Raw genomic sequence first — 15,291 nt, 5'->3', positions numbered from 1 at the left:
CCCTCAGGCGTCGAGATAGTGACGGTGGAAGCGATGGCCGAGGCTCGTGAGAACCTCGTACCCGATCGTACCAGCGGCGTCGGCCACGGCATCGAGGCTGCGCGCCGGGCCGACGACCTCGATCCAGCTTCCCGGGGCGACGGCGCCGGGGGGGGCATCCGTCGCGTCGATCACGATGCTGTCCATCGAGACGCGGCCCAGAATGGGCAGGCGGTGGCCGTCCTGCCAGACCTCGCCGCGGCCCGATGCGCTGCGCAGGAAACCGTCCGCATAGCCGATGGCCACCGTAGCCAAGCGGCTGTCGCGCGCGACGCGCGCCGTGTGGCCGTAGCCCACCGCGGTCCCGGCCGGCACCTGCCGGACCTGCATCACGCGAGCCGCGAGACCGACAACGGGCCGCATGGGGTTGGGGCGTCCGGGCTGGGGGGCGATCCCGTAGAGTGCGGCTCCCGGCCGGATGAGGTCGTAATGGAAGTCCGCGCTCAGAAATGTGCCGGAGGAAGCCGCTAGGCTCGCAGGAACCCCGGACAGGCGGGCTTGGAAGGCGTCGAACACCATCCGTTGCGCGGCATTCGCCGGATCGTCCGGTTGGTCGGCGCAGGCGAGATGGCTCATCACGAGGCGCAGGTCGAGGCCGTCGAACCCGCCCGTGTCGAGGCAGGCGGCGGCCTCGTCCGGGGAGAAGCCGAACCGGGCCATGCCGCTGTCGATCTGCAGGATCGCCGGCAGGCGTCGTCCGAGCCGGGACGCGAGGGCACACCAGGCGGCTCGCTGCCCGTCGTCGTTCAGGACCGGCGTGAGATCGTGCGCATGGCACTCCGCCTCGGTGCCGGACGGAAGGCCGTGCAGAACCGAGATCCCGGCGGCCGGTCCGAGTATCTTGCGCAACGAGAGGCCCTCCTCGGCATGGGCCACGAAGAAGGAGCGGCAGCCCGCCCGCGCCAGGGCGGGGGCGACGCGTTCGATCCCCAGACCGTAGGCATCCGCCTTGACGACGGCGGCGCACGCCGCCCGCGCAGCCATGGCCTGCAGGGCGCGGTAGTTGGCGGCGAGCGCCGCGAGGTCGACCGTCAGGACGGCGCTGGTCGTCGCCGGTACGGGAGGTCCAGCGGATGCGATGGGAGCGGTGCGGGCAAGGGCAGGCAAGGCGTCCGTCCGGAACGGGTTATCGGTACGGCTACGCTACTGCATGATTCATCGAATTTCTCATCAATCCGTCGAATAAGATATACGATTTGACGGAAAAAGGGTATATGCTTCGACGATATCGGACATTCTGTGATAAGGTCATGGACGACATCGATCGGCGGATCATCCGCATGCTCAGGGCGAACGGCCGCATCAGCAACGCGGACCTCGCAGATGCCGTGGGTCTATCGGCATCCGCTTGCCATCGACGGATGGGCTTGCTGGAAAGTTCGGGGGTCATCCGCGGATACACGGCGCTGATCGAGGCTCCGTCCGAGGAGGGCGGACTGGTCGTGCTCACGCAGTTCACCCTCGACCGGCAGACCGAGGAGTTTCTCAACCAATTTGAGGCCGCGGTGCGCCGCTGCCCGGAGGTTCAGGATTGTTATCTGATGACCGGAATCGCCGATTATCTGGTCAAGCTTAAAGTGAAAGATGCGGCCGATTACGAGCGCTTGCACAAGGAGGTGCTCTCTCGGCTTCCCGGTGTCTCACGGCTGCAATCCAGCTTCGCGATCCGGACGGTTGTGTCGCCAGCGAGTAGCATTTGATCTCGTAGAATTTTCAAATCCTTCAATTGAAGATCAAGCTCTCCCCAATATAAACATTCCAAATGTGAATAAACAGTGTAATGAAATCCAATGACAGCGATTTCAGACTGTGCACGATTGTTGAGGCAGAAATACTGTGCTCTGGTTACGTTTACTGGCCTGTCTCCTGAAATAGTCCTTCCAAAAGTACGGCTTCAAGCCGTGTGGAAGATGTCATCATGGAACGGAAGAAGCATAAAACTAAAGAGATTGTTGCGAAGCTGTGCTAAAACGGAGGTGCATCACGCTTAGTATCTGGGACCAATAGGTTCGCACCCTGGCCGATGTTGTGATGAAGCAGTGTGGGGCTCCCACTTTTATCTTATCCGCGAGCGAACGTTCCGCACCCGACTCTACGAATTCATTCGCGCTCGCTACGAAGCCGACCATTGGCGAGAGGCTGGCCCGCCTACCGGTCCGGAATGTCAGGCGCCCGTGCCGCCACCATTCGATTACGCCAAGCCCTTCGTCATCGGCACGTTGAAGATCTGCCAAGGCTTCGGATATGCTGATCCCCTTAACGAGCCTGCCGCGATCACCCGTTGATACCAAGACAACCACGACGCACCGTTCCGCGCAGCATCCCCGGTTGCACACCTCTTATGTCGGCAGGGAAGGCAGACTCGCACGGTACCAGCCAGGAGGTCGCGCGGAACAAACCACATGCCACGGTCAGCCGGGTCCGGACTCGGCGGGGGTCGGCTCGGCCCGATTGCGGGCGGTCCGGGGCCGGCCGCTCGGCTTGGCCGGCTCCGGTGCCTCGAACAGGTCCAGCGTGGCGCATGCGGCCAGCGCCTGCGTCATCTCGGCCTCCATGAAGGCGATGAACGCGCGCACCCGCCGGGCCTGATGCAGGCGGGCCGGATAGACGAGGCGGACCCACCGGTCGCGCCCGCCCCACCAATCCGGCAGGATGCGGACGAGGCGCCCGGCGCGCACGTCCTCGACCACGTCCCAGGCGGCCTTCATGGCGATGCCGCCGTCCGCCAGCGCGGCGGCGTGGCAGATCTCGCCGTCGATGCCGCCGACCGCCGAGCGGATCGACACGTCCACCGACTCCCCGCCGCGGCACAGGCGCCAGTGCGTCGGCCGGGGATCGCCCACCGTCAGGCAGGCATGGTCGGCGAGGTCGAGTGGGTCGCGGGGCGTTCCGACGCGGGCCAGATAGGCCGGGGAGGCGCAAAGGATGCGCGCGTCCGGCACCAGGGGCCGGGCGATCAGGCGGCTGTCGACGAGGGGGGCCTGCCGCATCGCCACGTCGATGCGGCGCTCGACCAGGTCGAGGACGTCGTCGCTGGTCAGGACCTGGACCGAGATGCCGGGATGGCGGGCGAGGAAGCGCGGCAGGCGCGGCGCGATCTGGCGCTGCGCGAAGGCCGCGGTCGCGGTCACGCGCACGACGCCGCTGGCCCCGTCGCCGGCGACGTCCTCCGCCGCCCGAATGGCCTCCAGGGCGGTCCGGCACCGCACGAGGAATTCTCCGCCCTCCTCGGTCAGGCCGAGCTGGCGCGTAGTCCGCTGGAGCAGACGGACACCGAACCGCCCCTCGAGGCGCTTGAGGCGCTTGGAGACGAGGGTGAGGGAGACGTCGAGGTCAAGCGCGGCCCCGGACAGGCTGCCCGCCCGCACGATGGCGTCGAACACGCGGAGGTCGTCGATGCTGTCCAGCCGGCCCATAGCCGCATTAGAGCGCGGGCGGAACGGACTGCAAGGCGCCGTCCGGGCCAACTCCTTCATTCACATTTGATAAGCGAAGAGATCGCGTGCGCATAGAAACTGCCGACGCAGCGGGCGCTTGGCCCGCGGGACTCGACCGACCCGGCGCTCAGAGCGCGGTGATCAGGGCGACCGCGCCGAGCACGACGCCCGGAGCATTGGCGAAGGAGACCGGCCAGTCCCGACGCAGCGCGCCATAGGTCGTCCACAGCCCGCAATTCACCACCGTGGCGAGCGGCTGGAGCACCGAGCCCTTCTGACCGGCGAGGTTGAGCTGGATCTGGTCGAGATAGGAAACGAACATCAGCACGCCGGTGACGGTCGCGATCCAGCCGAGCCAGCGCACGAAGCGCTCGGTGCCGCCGTCGCGGCGGTCCGGCGTGCCGGCAGCGGGGGCCTGACAGGTCGGCTGGGTATGGGCGAGGGTCATCGCGAACGGGGTCCCGTTGTGTCTGTCGAAGAATCGAGGGGGCCGGCCGCTTCCGCACGGTACGGTCCGAGAACCGTTCGCCGTCGTCGTGCCCGCGCTTCGAGCTTCAACGCCCTCAACGCGCGTCGAGGGCCTGGCGAACTGGCCGGAACGGAAAGACACCCTCCGCGATCCGGCGACGATGATCGTTGGGCCGACGCCCTATGTCGGGTACGGCAGCGGTTCGGAACGGGGCATGTCGAGGCGATGGACATCAGTCGGCGCGACCTGGGGAAAGCTCTCGGCGGCGTCGTGCTCGTGGGCGCGGCGAGCGATGCGCGGGCGGCCGACGGTCTGCCGGGCGGCGTCACACTGATCCGGGGCGGCTACGTCATGACCATGGATGCCGGGCTGGGCGATCTGCCCGGCGCCGACATCCTGGTGCGCGACGGACGGATCGCCGGGATCGGGCGGGGCTTGGCGGTGCCGGAAGGCGCCGTGGTGGTCGAGGCCGGCGGCATGGTCGTGCTTCCGGGCTTCGTTGATGCCCATACCCACGGCGCGATCAGCCAGATGCGGGGCCTGTACGGCAACACGCGCGAGACCGCCTTCTTCACCGTCACCAACCGCCTCCTGGCTCACTATACGCCGGAGGACACCTATATCGGCATGCTGCTGAGCGCGGTGGAGAGCGCCGCCTCCGGCATCACCACCACGGCGGACTTCTTCGACAACGTGCGCGACCGCGCCCATGCCGAGGCCGGCCTTCGGGCGCTGCAGGATGCGCCCGTCCGGGCCAGGCTGCTCTACGGCATGAAGAGCAAGACCGACGCGGACCCCATCGATCTCGCCCATGTCGCGGAGTGGCAGCAGGGATGGGCCGAGCGCTCCGTCGGCGGCCGCCTGTCGCTGGGCCTGGCGTGGCGCCTGCCGCAGGACCTCGACGATGCGGCGGCCTGGGCGATCAAGGCCAGGGAATGGGAGACGGCCCGCCGCCTCGACCTGCCGATGCAGGTCCATGTCAGCGGCACCGTCCCGGGCCGGGCGACGGCGATGTTCGATGCCCTGATCGCCCGACGGATGCTGCATGCCGGGCTGCAGGTCGTCCACGGAACCGATGCGCGCGACGACCAGCTCGCCGCGTTGGAGGAGGCCGGCGCCGGCCTGGTGGTGACGCCGCTGACCGAGCACCGGGTCGGTTACGGCCCGACCCGGATCGACCGCTTCGATGGCATCCGGCGTCGCGGCTTCGGCATCGACGGCAGCGCCCTCGCCGGCGCCACGGACATGTTCGCCCTCATGCGCCTCGCAGCGCTCACGCAGGCCGGCGCGGCGCGCGACGAGACCGCCGTCCGGCCCCGCCACCTCCTCGAATGGGCGACGGCCGGCGGTGCTCGGGCCCTCGGGCTCGACGCACAGACCGGTTCGCTCGTGCCGGGCCGCGCCGCCGACCTGCAACTCGTCCGGCTCGACTCCCTGAACCTCGCGGGCTTCGACGGGGGCGACCCGTCGGCCCTGCTGGTCTATTCGGCCCGCCCCGAGGACGTCGCCGCCGTCATGGTCGAGGGCCGCTTCGTGAAGCGCGACGGCCGGCTCGCCGGCTTCGATGCCGCGACGCTCCTCGACCGGGCGCGCCAGTCCCTTCGAGGCGTCCGCGCACGGGCAGGCTGACTACCCCCCGCGCTCGGCTAGAATATTACCAGCGGCGCCGCACTCTCCAGAGGCGTCGCGCCCTGGATCGCGCGATGGGGCACCCGGTCTGAGGGCCGGGAAGCCTCGCCACGGGCGCGCTTCACGGCCTCGTCCAGCGCCTGCGAGGCCCATCTGCGCGCCCCGGACGGGCGCCGGTCCGCAATTCGCCGGCCCCGTGATCCCATCGGCCGCTCAACGGCGGCGCCGACGAAGACTTCGCCCAACGGACCGAGGGCTCTTGCCCGGCGGCCCCGGTCCGGGCTCTCGCCGAACGTGCAAGAATCCCTTGCCGCAGTCGCGAGCAACGCGCGATGGCAGCCCCGGTTTCCGGACGTTCCCATCAACAATCAGATTGAGCAACACCACGGCCAAAGCTGCACCGAGATTTGCCAGGATGTGAAGGCCATCGCGTTTCCAGCGATCCGAACCGCGGCCTGGAAGGCCGAGGCCGGCACGCCTGTCTTAGAAATCGTACGGCACTCTTTCGGCTTGCGACCCATCCAGCCATGAAGACCGCCGTTGGCGCATCCCGAGAGCGGTCAGTCGTCAGTCGTCCAGCAACTCAGGCTGGCGGCAGTGAGCGGACCCCGACCATTTGACCAGAAGCGGGCATTCAATATGCGACCCAGGTGTGTTGTATAGGGTACAAACTGGCGCAAATTCATCTGTGTCTATATCGTTCCGGTAACATGCTCTACTGACGATTCATCGTGTGACGACGGCATTCGGTCAAATGAATGCCGTCATCCGCTTTGGCGTGATCAGTTCGTGCGTTCGAGATAGCCCGCAGGAAGTTGGCCGGGGGCCGCGTTGATGACCTCGTCGTTGTCGCGGCCACGCCGCTCCATAAATGTGATCTTGGCGAACTCGCCGATGACCACGTATGGGTATGCCGGGCCTTCGTCTCGGAAGCGGTGCATATCTTCCATAAAGTCATTCTGGTAGCAGATCGTCTTCTCGGGATGTGCTCCTTCACCCGCGATCCACTGCGGGAAGAAGATGGTGCCGTGCACCAGCCGGCGCTTCGTATCAAAATACAGGCTGACGCAGGTGCCGGTGGGCTCGTGCCAATCGATTTTATACATGTCCGGCGCGAGTTGGACGAGATCGATCGCTTGGTTGGTCACCCAGCGGCCACCGACCAAGCCTTGGTGTATTCGGTAATCGCAGGTCTTCTCGTTGCGAGCATACCATTCATATTTCCAGCCATTGGCATATGTATAGATAAAATGAGTTCCAACGAAATCAGACAAGTCGCTTGATAAGTCAAGGCCAAGATCGTTTGACATCAGTATTTTCCCAGATTATCACAGATAAATTGAGTGCTGTAGTGTGTAATTTGTAGAAGTTGTTCGCTCTATTGAACGAACGCTATGCCCATAAAGCAATATCTCTTCAAATGCAAATATCGATCTGCCTGATCACCAATTTAGCTAGAGGCTGGTGTGAACCTGAGAGTGTAGGCCTCAAAATTAGGAGGCATGACCTTCTCGCTCGCTGCCTACCCGTCCGACGTTTCCAATAACGAATGGGCGCGGGTCGCCCCTTACCTGACGCTGCTCCGCGAGGATGCGGGGCAGCGTGAGTACAGCTTGCGCGAGGTGTCCAACGGACTGCGCTACGCACGTCTTTCCGCCTGACACGTCCGAGGGCGCCAAGCTCCCGATCTTACATGACTGTTCCCGAAAGCCGCGATCCGCCTTTCGGAATGTTGCGCTATGCGGCGCGCAGGCTCTCCAAGAACCTCGTAACCTGATCGGAGAGCTGCTTTGACTGGCGCGTGAGGTCAGAGGCCGCACCGAGCACTTGGTCGGCTGCCGTACCGGTCGCCTCGGCAGCCTGGGCCACGCCGGTGATGTGGCCCGTCACCTCCTGCGTGCCGACGGCCGCCTGGGCGACGTTGCGCACGATCTCCTGCGTGGCTGCGCCCTGCTCCTCCACCGCGGCGGAGATCGATGTCGCAACGCCGCTGATCTCCCGGATGCGCATCGCGATCCCGCTGATCGCGCCCACGGCCCCATCCGTCGAGCCCCGGATCTGCGTTATCTGAGCCGAGATCTCATCAGTCGCCCGTGCGGTCTGGTTCGCCAGTTCCTTCACCTCGGCGGCCACCACGGCGAAGCCCCTTCCCACCTCGCCGGCCCGCGCGGCCTCGATCGTGGCGTTGAGCGCGAGCAGATTGGTCTGCGCTGCGATGGCGGAGATCGTGGCGATTACGTCTCCGATCCGCGCCGCCGTCGTGCTCAGATCCTGCACCAGCGCGCCGGTCTGCGCGGCTTCGCCGACCGCCGTCTGCGCCAGTTGCATCGATCCGTCGGCCTGCCGCCCGATCTCCAGTACCGACGATCCGAGTTCCTCGGCCGCCGCCGCGACGGTGTTAACGTTCATCGAGGCCTGCTCGGCGGCCGTGGCGACGTCGATGGACCGGCTGGCCGTCTGCGTCGCGGTTCCGGCCATAGTCTGCGCCGTCTCCTGGAGCTGCGCCGCAGCGGCCGCGACCATGCCGATGATCCCGCTCACACCCTGCTCGAAGGAATCGGCCATCTGCCGCATGGCGTGCTTGCGCTGCGCCTCGGCACCGGCCCTGGCCAGGGCTGCCTCTTCCTCAAGGCTGCGGTTCTGGACTAGGTTCTTTTTAAAGACCGCCACGGCCTCGGCCATCGCGCCGATCTCGTCGCGTCGCTGCAGGAACGGAACGCTCACGTCGAGCTGATTGTGGCTGAGCCTTTCCATCGTATCCTGCATCGCCAGCAGGGGCTTGACCACGCGGAACTGCGTGATGGCCAGGCCGCCGAGCGCGACGATCAGCACCGCCACGATGCTGGCGACGGCGAACAGCACCGCGCGCTCGGCACTCGCCGCCGCCCCCTCGGTCACGGCGATCACCGCGTCCATGGCAGTCGTTGCGACCGCGAGCACGGTGAGATGACGCGCATCGGTGTCGCGCTGGAAGTCTTTAAGCGGCATTGGGAACGTGCCGGTAACGAGGCCGTCGCCCATGGCTTGGCGCAACGCGGCGCTCTCCGGCGAGAACATGCTCGTCTGCGCCGTTGTGTAGACTTGCCGGAGTTCGTCCGGAACGCCCGGACGGCTCATCAGAGCCCTGACATATCCCCAATGCGCCTCGGTCCTGCCGAGTTCGGTGGCGACGAACGCCGCTTCGGCCGGTGCCAGCGGCTTGCCCCCTGCGATGACCCGGATGATGGTCGCGTAGACGCCTCCGACGGCGGAACGGGTGTGCCAAGCCGCCGCCTTGATGTTCACAAGGTAGGCGGCGGCTGGCGTCATCCGCTTGATGTTCTCGCCCACGTGCCCGGAGAGCTGCCCGAAGCTCCCGAGGGTCTTGTCCGCCTGCGCCGTCAGGGTTCCGGCGAGGAGGGCATCCCGCGCGCCAACCTCCTTTGTTAGCGCTTCATCGACCGGCGACCTAAGCAGGGTCAGCCGATGATACTCGGCGCGCGCTTCGATCAGGAGCGCATCGAAGGCGCCATCGTCCAGGTAGCGCGCCTGCGCCGCGATCGATTTTAGATGCTTCTCGATATCGGACCGCGCCTTGCCGATTCTCTCGCGAAGCGCTCCCGCTTGATCCGGCCCGACCTGAAGCGCTTGAGCACCGATCCCCCGCTCCAATCTCAGCGCCTGCATCGTCTGGAGGATGGCCTTGTCTGCCACCGCGCTATGCCTGGACGCCTCCGATGTCCTGACGACAGCCAAGGCTTCAAGAAGGTGATTGCCGACGCTGCCGATTAGAACAATACTGAGCAAGCCGACAACGGCGAACAGGCACGTTCGAACGGAAATAGATTTATCGTGCATATTGCATAACTCGATGTTGAGATTCATGTTTTGCGGGGTATTGGTTGGGATTGGTTAACATATATTGATATTGCTGGATGGTTTTATTTATAACATCGACAGGGAGTGAGTAAGCTGCTCTCCGTCTAACAGTAGGGTAGCCAGGCGCGTGCCGACGTCGAGGCAGAGTCGACCTCGGCTTCGGAACGGGGTGTTGATTAGGGATGGAGTTCCGCTTGAGCTGCCCACCGTTGCGGCGGGCCGAGGCGCGACGGCTTCAGAACACGGAGAAGCTCAGGCCAGCGAGGAATGAGGTGAATTGCGCCCCGGGAACGACGCGAGAATTGGCGCCGAGCAGATTCTTCTGATGCAGGACGCCGATGAAGGCCTTCATGCGATTGGGCTTTTGGTAGAGGAGTTCGCCGAGGTCGAGGACGAGGTTGCTGCGCATCAGAACCTCGGCCTTTCAGCCGTCCGCCCTTCGGGTCGTCGCCGCGGGGCGGGTTGTAGGAGGCGAAGCCCGTCAGCGACAGCGGCAGGCCCGTGAACGTCAGTGGCACCAGATAGGTCGCTTCGACGCGGGGCACGATGTCCGTCCCAGTCTGGCGAAGGGGCGGCAGCAAATCGGCAAAGCGGAACCAATCCTTCTGGGCAAACACCGCGAGGTTGAAGAAGCCGATTGGGACATCGAACGAGAAGCTGAGGCCGCCCATCGCCCGGGTCCGCAGCAGCGACAGCCGCGTGTTATCACTCTGATGATCGACGCCGTAGGCCAGCGACACGTCCTTGATGATGCCGGGCAGGATGAAGAGCGGAGTTCCCGCCATGGTGTTGCCGCTCAAGGTGCCGCGATAGCTCAGGAATAAGGTGGTCTGGCCGTAATCGAAGGTCGTGGCCAGTCCGGGATAGGGCGGTCTGCCGGCCGGGATCTGCGAACCGTAGCGCCGCAGGTCGATGTTGAGGAAATTGGTGCCGTATTCCCAGCCATGGAGATGGGTGAGGCTCAGCATGTTGCCCGGAGCGCTGCGGCCTTCGATGGAGCGTCCGGCTCGGCCACCGGTGACGCCCGGCTGCCGGAGATCGTTCAGGTATGTGTAGGTCACCTGCGTATCGCTGAACCGGAAGAAGGGCGAGGAAGGTTTTGGAGGTTCGGGACCTAGGGGGGCGCCCGACGGGCCCTGGATCAGTTCTTCCGCCTGCACCCAACCCGGCGTAACGCTTGTAAAGAGCAGCAGAGAATTAACTAGAAGCGCCCCGGCTCGCACCAAACTGCCCCATCCGCCTCGCGTGGTTCTCCGGTGAAGCGCCAGCGGACGCTTCAAGGGTAAGCCGACAGTCATTCATCCCTCCTCAAATCATGTCTTCACAACTCCCGCTCTGTTTGAGTATCATATGTTATTTTTAGGTTAATAATCTGATAGGGCGTGTCCGTCTTGCGAGAGAATTTAATTCTATCTATCTGCTGGATTTTATGTGAGCGCGCTCATCTGGATGATCGATACCCCATTCGCCGGAAGAATCCGGGATCCGAGTACTTCCGTCAAAAAGTCCGGCTTCCCGGCCGGTGAGAGAGGTCATGACCTGACCAGTATTTTGGACCGAGCCGAGTGAGCGACTGTCTTGCTGGTCAAGCGGGTTGCCATGGCGTTCCGTCTCTTAGGATGGCGTTGAGGATGGTGATCAGCTTCCGAGCGGTGGCAATCAGGGCGACGAGCTTGGGCTTGCCGGCTGCGATGAGCCGGTCGCGGAAGGTTTTCAGCGCGGCGTTGTGACGGCTGGCCACCAGGGCACCCATGAACAGCGCCGTGCGAACAGGTGCGCGGCCGTCTGCGATGAAGCTCCTCCCTCGCCACCGACCGGATTGCCGCGTCCAAGGGGCCAAGCCGACCAGCGCGGCGACTTGCTTTCCGTTGAGACTTCCAAGCTCGGGCAGCTCCGCGATCAGGGTTCGTGCGATCGTCGGTCCAACACCAGGAACGGAGGTCAGGAGGGTCTCCTTCCTGCGCCATTCAGCGACCGGTCTACCTCTGCATCGATCGAGCGGTCGATTACATCCTGCTCCTGCTCCAATGCCTCTATGACGCGCCGGACGCTGTCTCGAATGCACGATGGAGCTTGGCTCGCTCGCTGCCGCTCGGACGCGATCAGCCAAGGCCTGAGTCTTGGCATCGGCCCGAGCGCGAACGGGTGGGTTGGTGGCCGCCGCGAACGGGGCGATCACGGTGGCGTCGATGCGGTCGGTCTTGGCGCGTTGGCCCAAGGCGTGAGCGAAAGCACGGACCTGTGCTGGGTTCACGATCACGGCTGGCAGCCTCCAGGTGGTGAGAGCACGTGCCACCATGGCTTCCAAACCGCCGGTTGCCTCCAGGACGACGAGCTTCGGCTTCAGGGGCCGGAGGCGTTCGCACAGTTGCTCCACGCCCTCGGTCGTACGGTCAACGGCGAAGTTCGCTCCAGAGGGATGAACGTGAATATCGAGGCGGTCACGGGCCACGTCGATCCCGACAACAGGAGCGTCCATCTGATCCCATCCTTGCGCAAGCGGGCTTCGCGTTGAGCGGCCCAAGCGACTGTTCGGGTTCGATGGAACGGCGGGCGAGGACCCTGGCTCACTTGCGGGCTTGGTGGCCCCAGAGGCTAACGGTCTCTCACCCGCAACCGCGCCGAGGAGCATACCCGGCGAGGTTGGGATCAAGTTACAAGAGGCTACTGCATGGCCGCTGCCATGGGTAGGCGGAAGGCTAGATCAGGGAAGCTGACAGGCGCGGGCGGCCGGTAGCCCAGGGACGAGTGCGGCCGGACACGGTTGTATGTGTTCTGCCATAGGCCAATCACGACCTGTGCTTCTCTCAGCGAGTAGAAGATCTCCTGCCTCAGGCACTCGTCGCGCAGCTCTGTTCGGAGATCTCCGCCTCCTTGCACGCCAACGCCAAACTCTTGCCCTGAGCTGTCTCCACCTCGATCTGGCGCAGCTTCAAAACGACCTGCTCCGCGCTCGTCTTCTGTCCTCGCCGCATGTCCAACTCCTTCGGTCCTGGCTGATCCTCTCAATCAGCCCGGTCCAAAGCCATCCGGTCAGGTCACCTCCCGCCGAGGCCGAAGCGCGCTACTATGCCCAGACCGAAGTCCAAACCTTGGCAGCCTGACCCAAACCAAATGGCCTCCGGGAAAACCGGGGCGGTTCAGCTGGCGCCGTGCCCTGCGGGCTGGAGCGCCTGCACCGGAGATGTCGTCCCCCTGGGCTTCATCCCGCTGGCGCTGCCGGCACCGCCCTCCCCTGTCCGGGCCGAGCCGCTCCGCCCCAGTGCCATCGAGATCGAGATGGCCGGCGGTCATCGGCTGCGGGCCGAGGCGGGCGTGGAGGTCGTTCTCCTGCAGGGTCTGATCGCAACGCTGCTGGGCCGATGATCCCGGTCCCTTCCGGCTTACGGGTCTTGCTGGCACCCGCGCCGACATCGTGCGGATCATCGGGACGGCCAAGGTGCTCGACCGGGCCAAAACCCGCTGTGGGGAACGAGCGCTCGCCTGGAATCACGCCGTGCGCCGTGACCTCGCGAAATGAACCCCCCCTCCCCTATTGCCCTCCCCGCCCGGCCCCGATTCCCGGGAACGTCGGGCGCGGGGATGCCCCAACCACCTGCCCGTCGGCGGAGGCCGCCATGATGCACGCCTTGTCACGGCTCGACCCAGCCATCGCGCGATGGGCCCGGGCCACAAGGCGCCGTGACATGCTCACCATGGTCAAACGCATCACCGCCGGGATCACCGGCCATTTCAAGACGCGGATCACCGAATGGTTTGCAGCCGTTCTGCTGTTGCAGCTTGGGTGGACGCTGGTCAGTCCCCCCGCGTCGTTTCCCCCGTCCACCGCGTGGTCCGTGATGGCGGCACGGATGCCGGAGGAAACATGGGGTGCAATCATGCTGGCCATCGCCGGCACGCGCTTGCTCGCCCTCGACATCGACGGGACGTTCCGGTCGTTCCGTTACTGGCCTGCCCCCTGAAAAGTGATCCTCCTTGAAGGAGGCTTTTGAGCCTTTGTGGAGTTGACCCCGTTTGTGGTCCACGACCTACGCAAGTTCTCGGGCTGTAATGAGGGTCCCCCGGATCTTGGTCCGGCCGAAAGGTGAGCCTCCGGGTCTCATTCGGCGGGCTGCAGGGCCGCCGCCAGGGCGAATTCCTGGGGCGTTCGCCACCCCAGGGCGGTGTGAGGACGCCTCTCGTTGTAGTGCCGCCGCCACGTCTCGATCTTGCTCCTCGCGTCAGCCAACGACAAGAACCAGTTCGCGTTCAGGCACTCGTCGCGCAGGCGGCCGTTGAACGACTCGACCAGTGCGTTGTCGGTCGGCTTGCCAGGGCGCGAGAAGTCCAACGTGACACCGTTCTCGTAGGCCCAGCGGTCGAGGGCTTTCGAGACGAACTCAGGCCCGTTATCGACTTGAATCGCGCACGGTGCTCCGCGCAGCAGCGCCAAGCGGCCGACGACAGCCACGACCTGTTCGCCTTTGATGCCCTGGTCGACCTCGATCGCCAGAGCCTCGCGCGTGAACGTATCGACGACCGTCAGGGCCCGCAGCCGGCGGCCGTCGAACAGCGCGTCGGAGACGAAGTCCATCGACCAGCGTTCGTTCGGCTGGAGCGCAGCAGGCTGACGCTCACGGTGTGCCGCGCTGACGTGCCGGCGCGGTCGCTTGAGCCGCAGGCTCAGCCCCTCGTCCCGGTAGAGACGGTGGACCCTCTTGTGATTCACCCGCCAACCCTCCCGGCGCAGCAGGATGTAGATTCGGAAGTAGCCGTAGCGCACCCGGCTCTTGGCCAGATCACAGATGCGCATCCGCAGCGGTGCCTGATCGGGCTTGGTCGCGCGGTAGCGGATGCTCGACCGGCCGACGCCGAGCGCGGCGCAGCCGCGCCGCTCGCTCACGGCATCCAGGCGAGCACGAGCAGCCTGTCGCGCTTCTTCGCCCGGCCTGTCCCCGACGCTGCCGACCGAGGGCTCGACCCCCGCCTCCGCCAGCCGCTCCGTGTAGCGTACGGCGAGGTATTGCGAGCCCCTGTCGCTATACAAGGTCCGTCAAGCCGAGCGGGACCAGGGCCAGTGGCCCGGACCAACGACGGACGAGCGCGAGCGGATCAAAGCACTGGAGCGCGAGAACCGCGAGTTGCGCCAAGCCAACGAGATCCTGAGGAAGGCGTCGGCCCATTTCGCGATGGCGGAGCTCGACCGCCGGTCGCGGACATGATCGCCGTCATTGACGATCACCGGGAGGCCTACGGGGTCGTCCTTCGAGAGCCTCAGGATGAGGCCGATCTGCCGCGTGCTGCCGATCGCCCCGTCAACCTATCACGCCCATGCCGCGCGGCGGGCCGATCCCGGCAAGCTGCCGGCTCGGGCTCGCTCGGACGCGGCGCTCATGGTCGAGATCCGGCGCGTGTTCGAGGAGAACTTCCACGTCTACGGAGTGCGGAAGGTCTGGCGGCAACTCGGTCGAGAAGGGATCGCGGTGGACCGTTGCACGGTCGCCCGGCTGATGCGGGTCATGGGGCTGCAGGGCATCGTGCGGGGCAAGAAGGTTCGCACCACCATCCCGGACCCGGCCGCGGCCTGCCCGCTCGACCGGGTGAACCGCCGGTTCAAGGCCCCGCGTCCCAACGCCTTGTGGGTCGGCGACTTCACCTACGTCGCGACCTGGACCGGCTCTGTATACGTGGCCTTCGTGATCGACGCCTATGCCCGGCGCATCGTCGGTTGGCGGGTCTCCCGGGCTCCATGCCGCCTTCGTGCTCGACGCTCTGGAGCAGGCCCTGCACGAACGTCGTCCCCTCCAGGGCGGCGGGCTCGTGCACCATAGCGACAGTCAGAAGATTGGCGCCAGTTCCCGGGCGGTCTGCCCCGCACTC

10 protein-coding genes, 6 pseudogenes and 1 other annotated feature are annotated in these 15,291 nt (G+C 65.5%); of the genes and pseudogenes, 6 read left to right on the top strand and 10 right to left on the bottom strand.

Features of this window, described 5'->3' with window-relative positions; translation table 11 throughout:
* Window positions 1-3: 3 nt before the first annotated feature.
* Window positions 4-1,146 carry an alanine racemase gene (alr, locus tag M2437_RS00780; RefSeq protein WP_253374196.1) on the bottom strand — a complete coding sequence of 381 codons (1,143 nt, stop codon included), beginning with the start codon at window positions 1,144-1,146 and terminating at the stop codon, window positions 4-6.
* A 143-nt stretch (window positions 1,147-1,289) separates the two neighbouring features.
* On the opposite strand from alr, the gene M2437_RS00775 reads away from it, so the two are divergent.
* Window positions 1,290-1,739: an Lrp/AsnC family transcriptional regulator gene (locus M2437_RS00775; protein ID WP_209688058.1), complete on the top strand. Its 450-nt coding sequence runs from the start codon at window positions 1,290-1,292 to the stop codon at window positions 1,737-1,739.
* Between the two features lie 711 nt (window positions 1,740-2,450).
* Here the strand turns inward: M2437_RS00775 and M2437_RS00770 are convergent.
* Both M2437_RS00770 and M2437_RS00765 read right to left on the bottom strand, forming a co-directional pair.
* A complete protein-coding gene (locus M2437_RS00770; RefSeq protein ID WP_253386692.1) occupies window positions 2,451-3,455 on the bottom strand; it encodes a LysR family transcriptional regulator in 1,005 nt (334 codons plus the stop codon).
* A 148-nt stretch (window positions 3,456-3,603) separates the two neighbouring features.
* Complete coding sequence (locus M2437_RS00765) at window positions 3,604-3,924, bottom strand: SemiSWEET family transporter (protein WP_209688056.1); 321 nt, start codon at window positions 3,922-3,924, stop codon at window positions 3,604-3,606.
* Between the two features lie 246 nt (window positions 3,925-4,170).
* Here M2437_RS00765 and M2437_RS00760 point away from each other — a divergent pair, with 246 nt between their 5' ends.
* Complete coding sequence (locus M2437_RS00760) at window positions 4,171-5,574, top strand: amidohydrolase family protein (protein WP_209688055.1); 1,404 nt, start codon at window positions 4,171-4,173, stop codon at window positions 5,572-5,574.
* Window positions 5,575-6,356: 782 nt separating this feature from the next.
* Here M2437_RS00760 and M2437_RS00755 read toward each other — a convergent pair.
* Complete coding sequence (locus M2437_RS00755; RefSeq protein ID WP_253374194.1) at window positions 6,357-6,884, bottom strand: phenolic acid decarboxylase; 528 nt, start codon at window positions 6,882-6,884, stop codon at window positions 6,357-6,359.
* Window positions 6,885-7,076: 192 nt separating this feature from the next.
* Between M2437_RS00755 and M2437_RS00750 the strand changes: the two are divergent.
* Window positions 7,077-7,217, top strand: a pseudogene (locus M2437_RS00750) (transposase); the annotation flags it as partial.
* 94 nt (window positions 7,218-7,311) lie between these two features.
* Here M2437_RS00750 and M2437_RS00745 read toward each other — a convergent pair.
* The 5 genes and pseudogenes from M2437_RS00745 to M2437_RS00725 all read right to left on the bottom strand — a co-directional run.
* Complete coding sequence (locus M2437_RS00745) at window positions 7,312-9,438, bottom strand: methyl-accepting chemotaxis protein (RefSeq protein WP_209688054.1); 2,127 nt, start codon at window positions 9,436-9,438, stop codon at window positions 7,312-7,314.
* A 170-nt stretch (window positions 9,439-9,608) separates the two neighbouring features.
* Entirely contained in the window at window positions 9,609-10,493 is an 885-nt protein-coding gene (locus M2437_RS00740; RefSeq protein WP_499006325.1) for a hypothetical protein, read from the bottom strand.
* Window positions 10,494-11,017: 524 nt separating this feature from the next.
* Window positions 11,018-11,911 (bottom strand): annotated as a pseudogene (locus tag M2437_RS00735) (IS110 family transposase).
* Window positions 11,912-12,096: 185 nt separating this feature from the next.
* Window positions 12,097-12,282 (bottom strand): annotated as a pseudogene (locus M2437_RS00730) (integrase core domain-containing protein); the annotation flags it as partial.
* Window positions 12,282-12,407: pseudogene (locus M2437_RS00725) on the bottom strand (IS3 family transposase); the annotation flags it as partial. The pseudogenes M2437_RS00730 and M2437_RS00725, both read right to left, overlap by 1 nt.
* Window positions 12,408-12,546: 139 nt before the next feature.
* Here M2437_RS00725 and M2437_RS00720 point away from each other — a divergent pair.
* Together M2437_RS00720 and M2437_RS00715 are read left to right on the top strand one after the other, a co-directional pair.
* Window positions 12,547-12,798 (top strand): hypothetical protein, encoded by a 252-nt coding sequence (locus M2437_RS00720; RefSeq protein WP_253374191.1) that lies wholly within the window; start codon window positions 12,547-12,549, stop codon window positions 12,796-12,798.
* Window positions 12,799-13,118: 320 nt separating this feature from the next.
* A complete protein-coding gene (locus M2437_RS00715) occupies window positions 13,119-13,394 on the top strand; it encodes a hypothetical protein (RefSeq protein WP_253471783.1) in 276 nt (91 codons plus the stop codon).
* Window positions 13,395-13,531: 137 nt separating this feature from the next.
* Here the strand turns inward: M2437_RS00715 and M2437_RS00710 are convergent.
* Window positions 13,532-14,329, bottom strand: a pseudogene (locus tag M2437_RS00710) (IS3 family transposase); the annotation flags it as partial.
* Between the two features lie 130 nt (window positions 14,330-14,459).
* Here M2437_RS00710 and M2437_RS00705 point away from each other — a divergent pair.
* A pseudogene (locus tag M2437_RS00705) lies at window positions 14,460-15,246 on the top strand (IS3 family transposase); the annotation flags it as partial.
* Window positions 14,588-14,726, top strand: a sequence feature (AL1L pseudoknot). It overlaps the preceding pseudogene by 139 nt.
* Window positions 15,247-15,291 lie beyond the last annotated feature (45 nt).

Origin of the sequence: Methylorubrum pseudosasae (genome assembly GCF_029504475.1) — a bacterium.
GTDB lineage: Bacteria > Pseudomonadota > Alphaproteobacteria > Rhizobiales > Beijerinckiaceae > Methylobacterium > Methylobacterium extorquens.
This window is presented reverse-complemented; position numbering and strand designations above follow the sequence as displayed.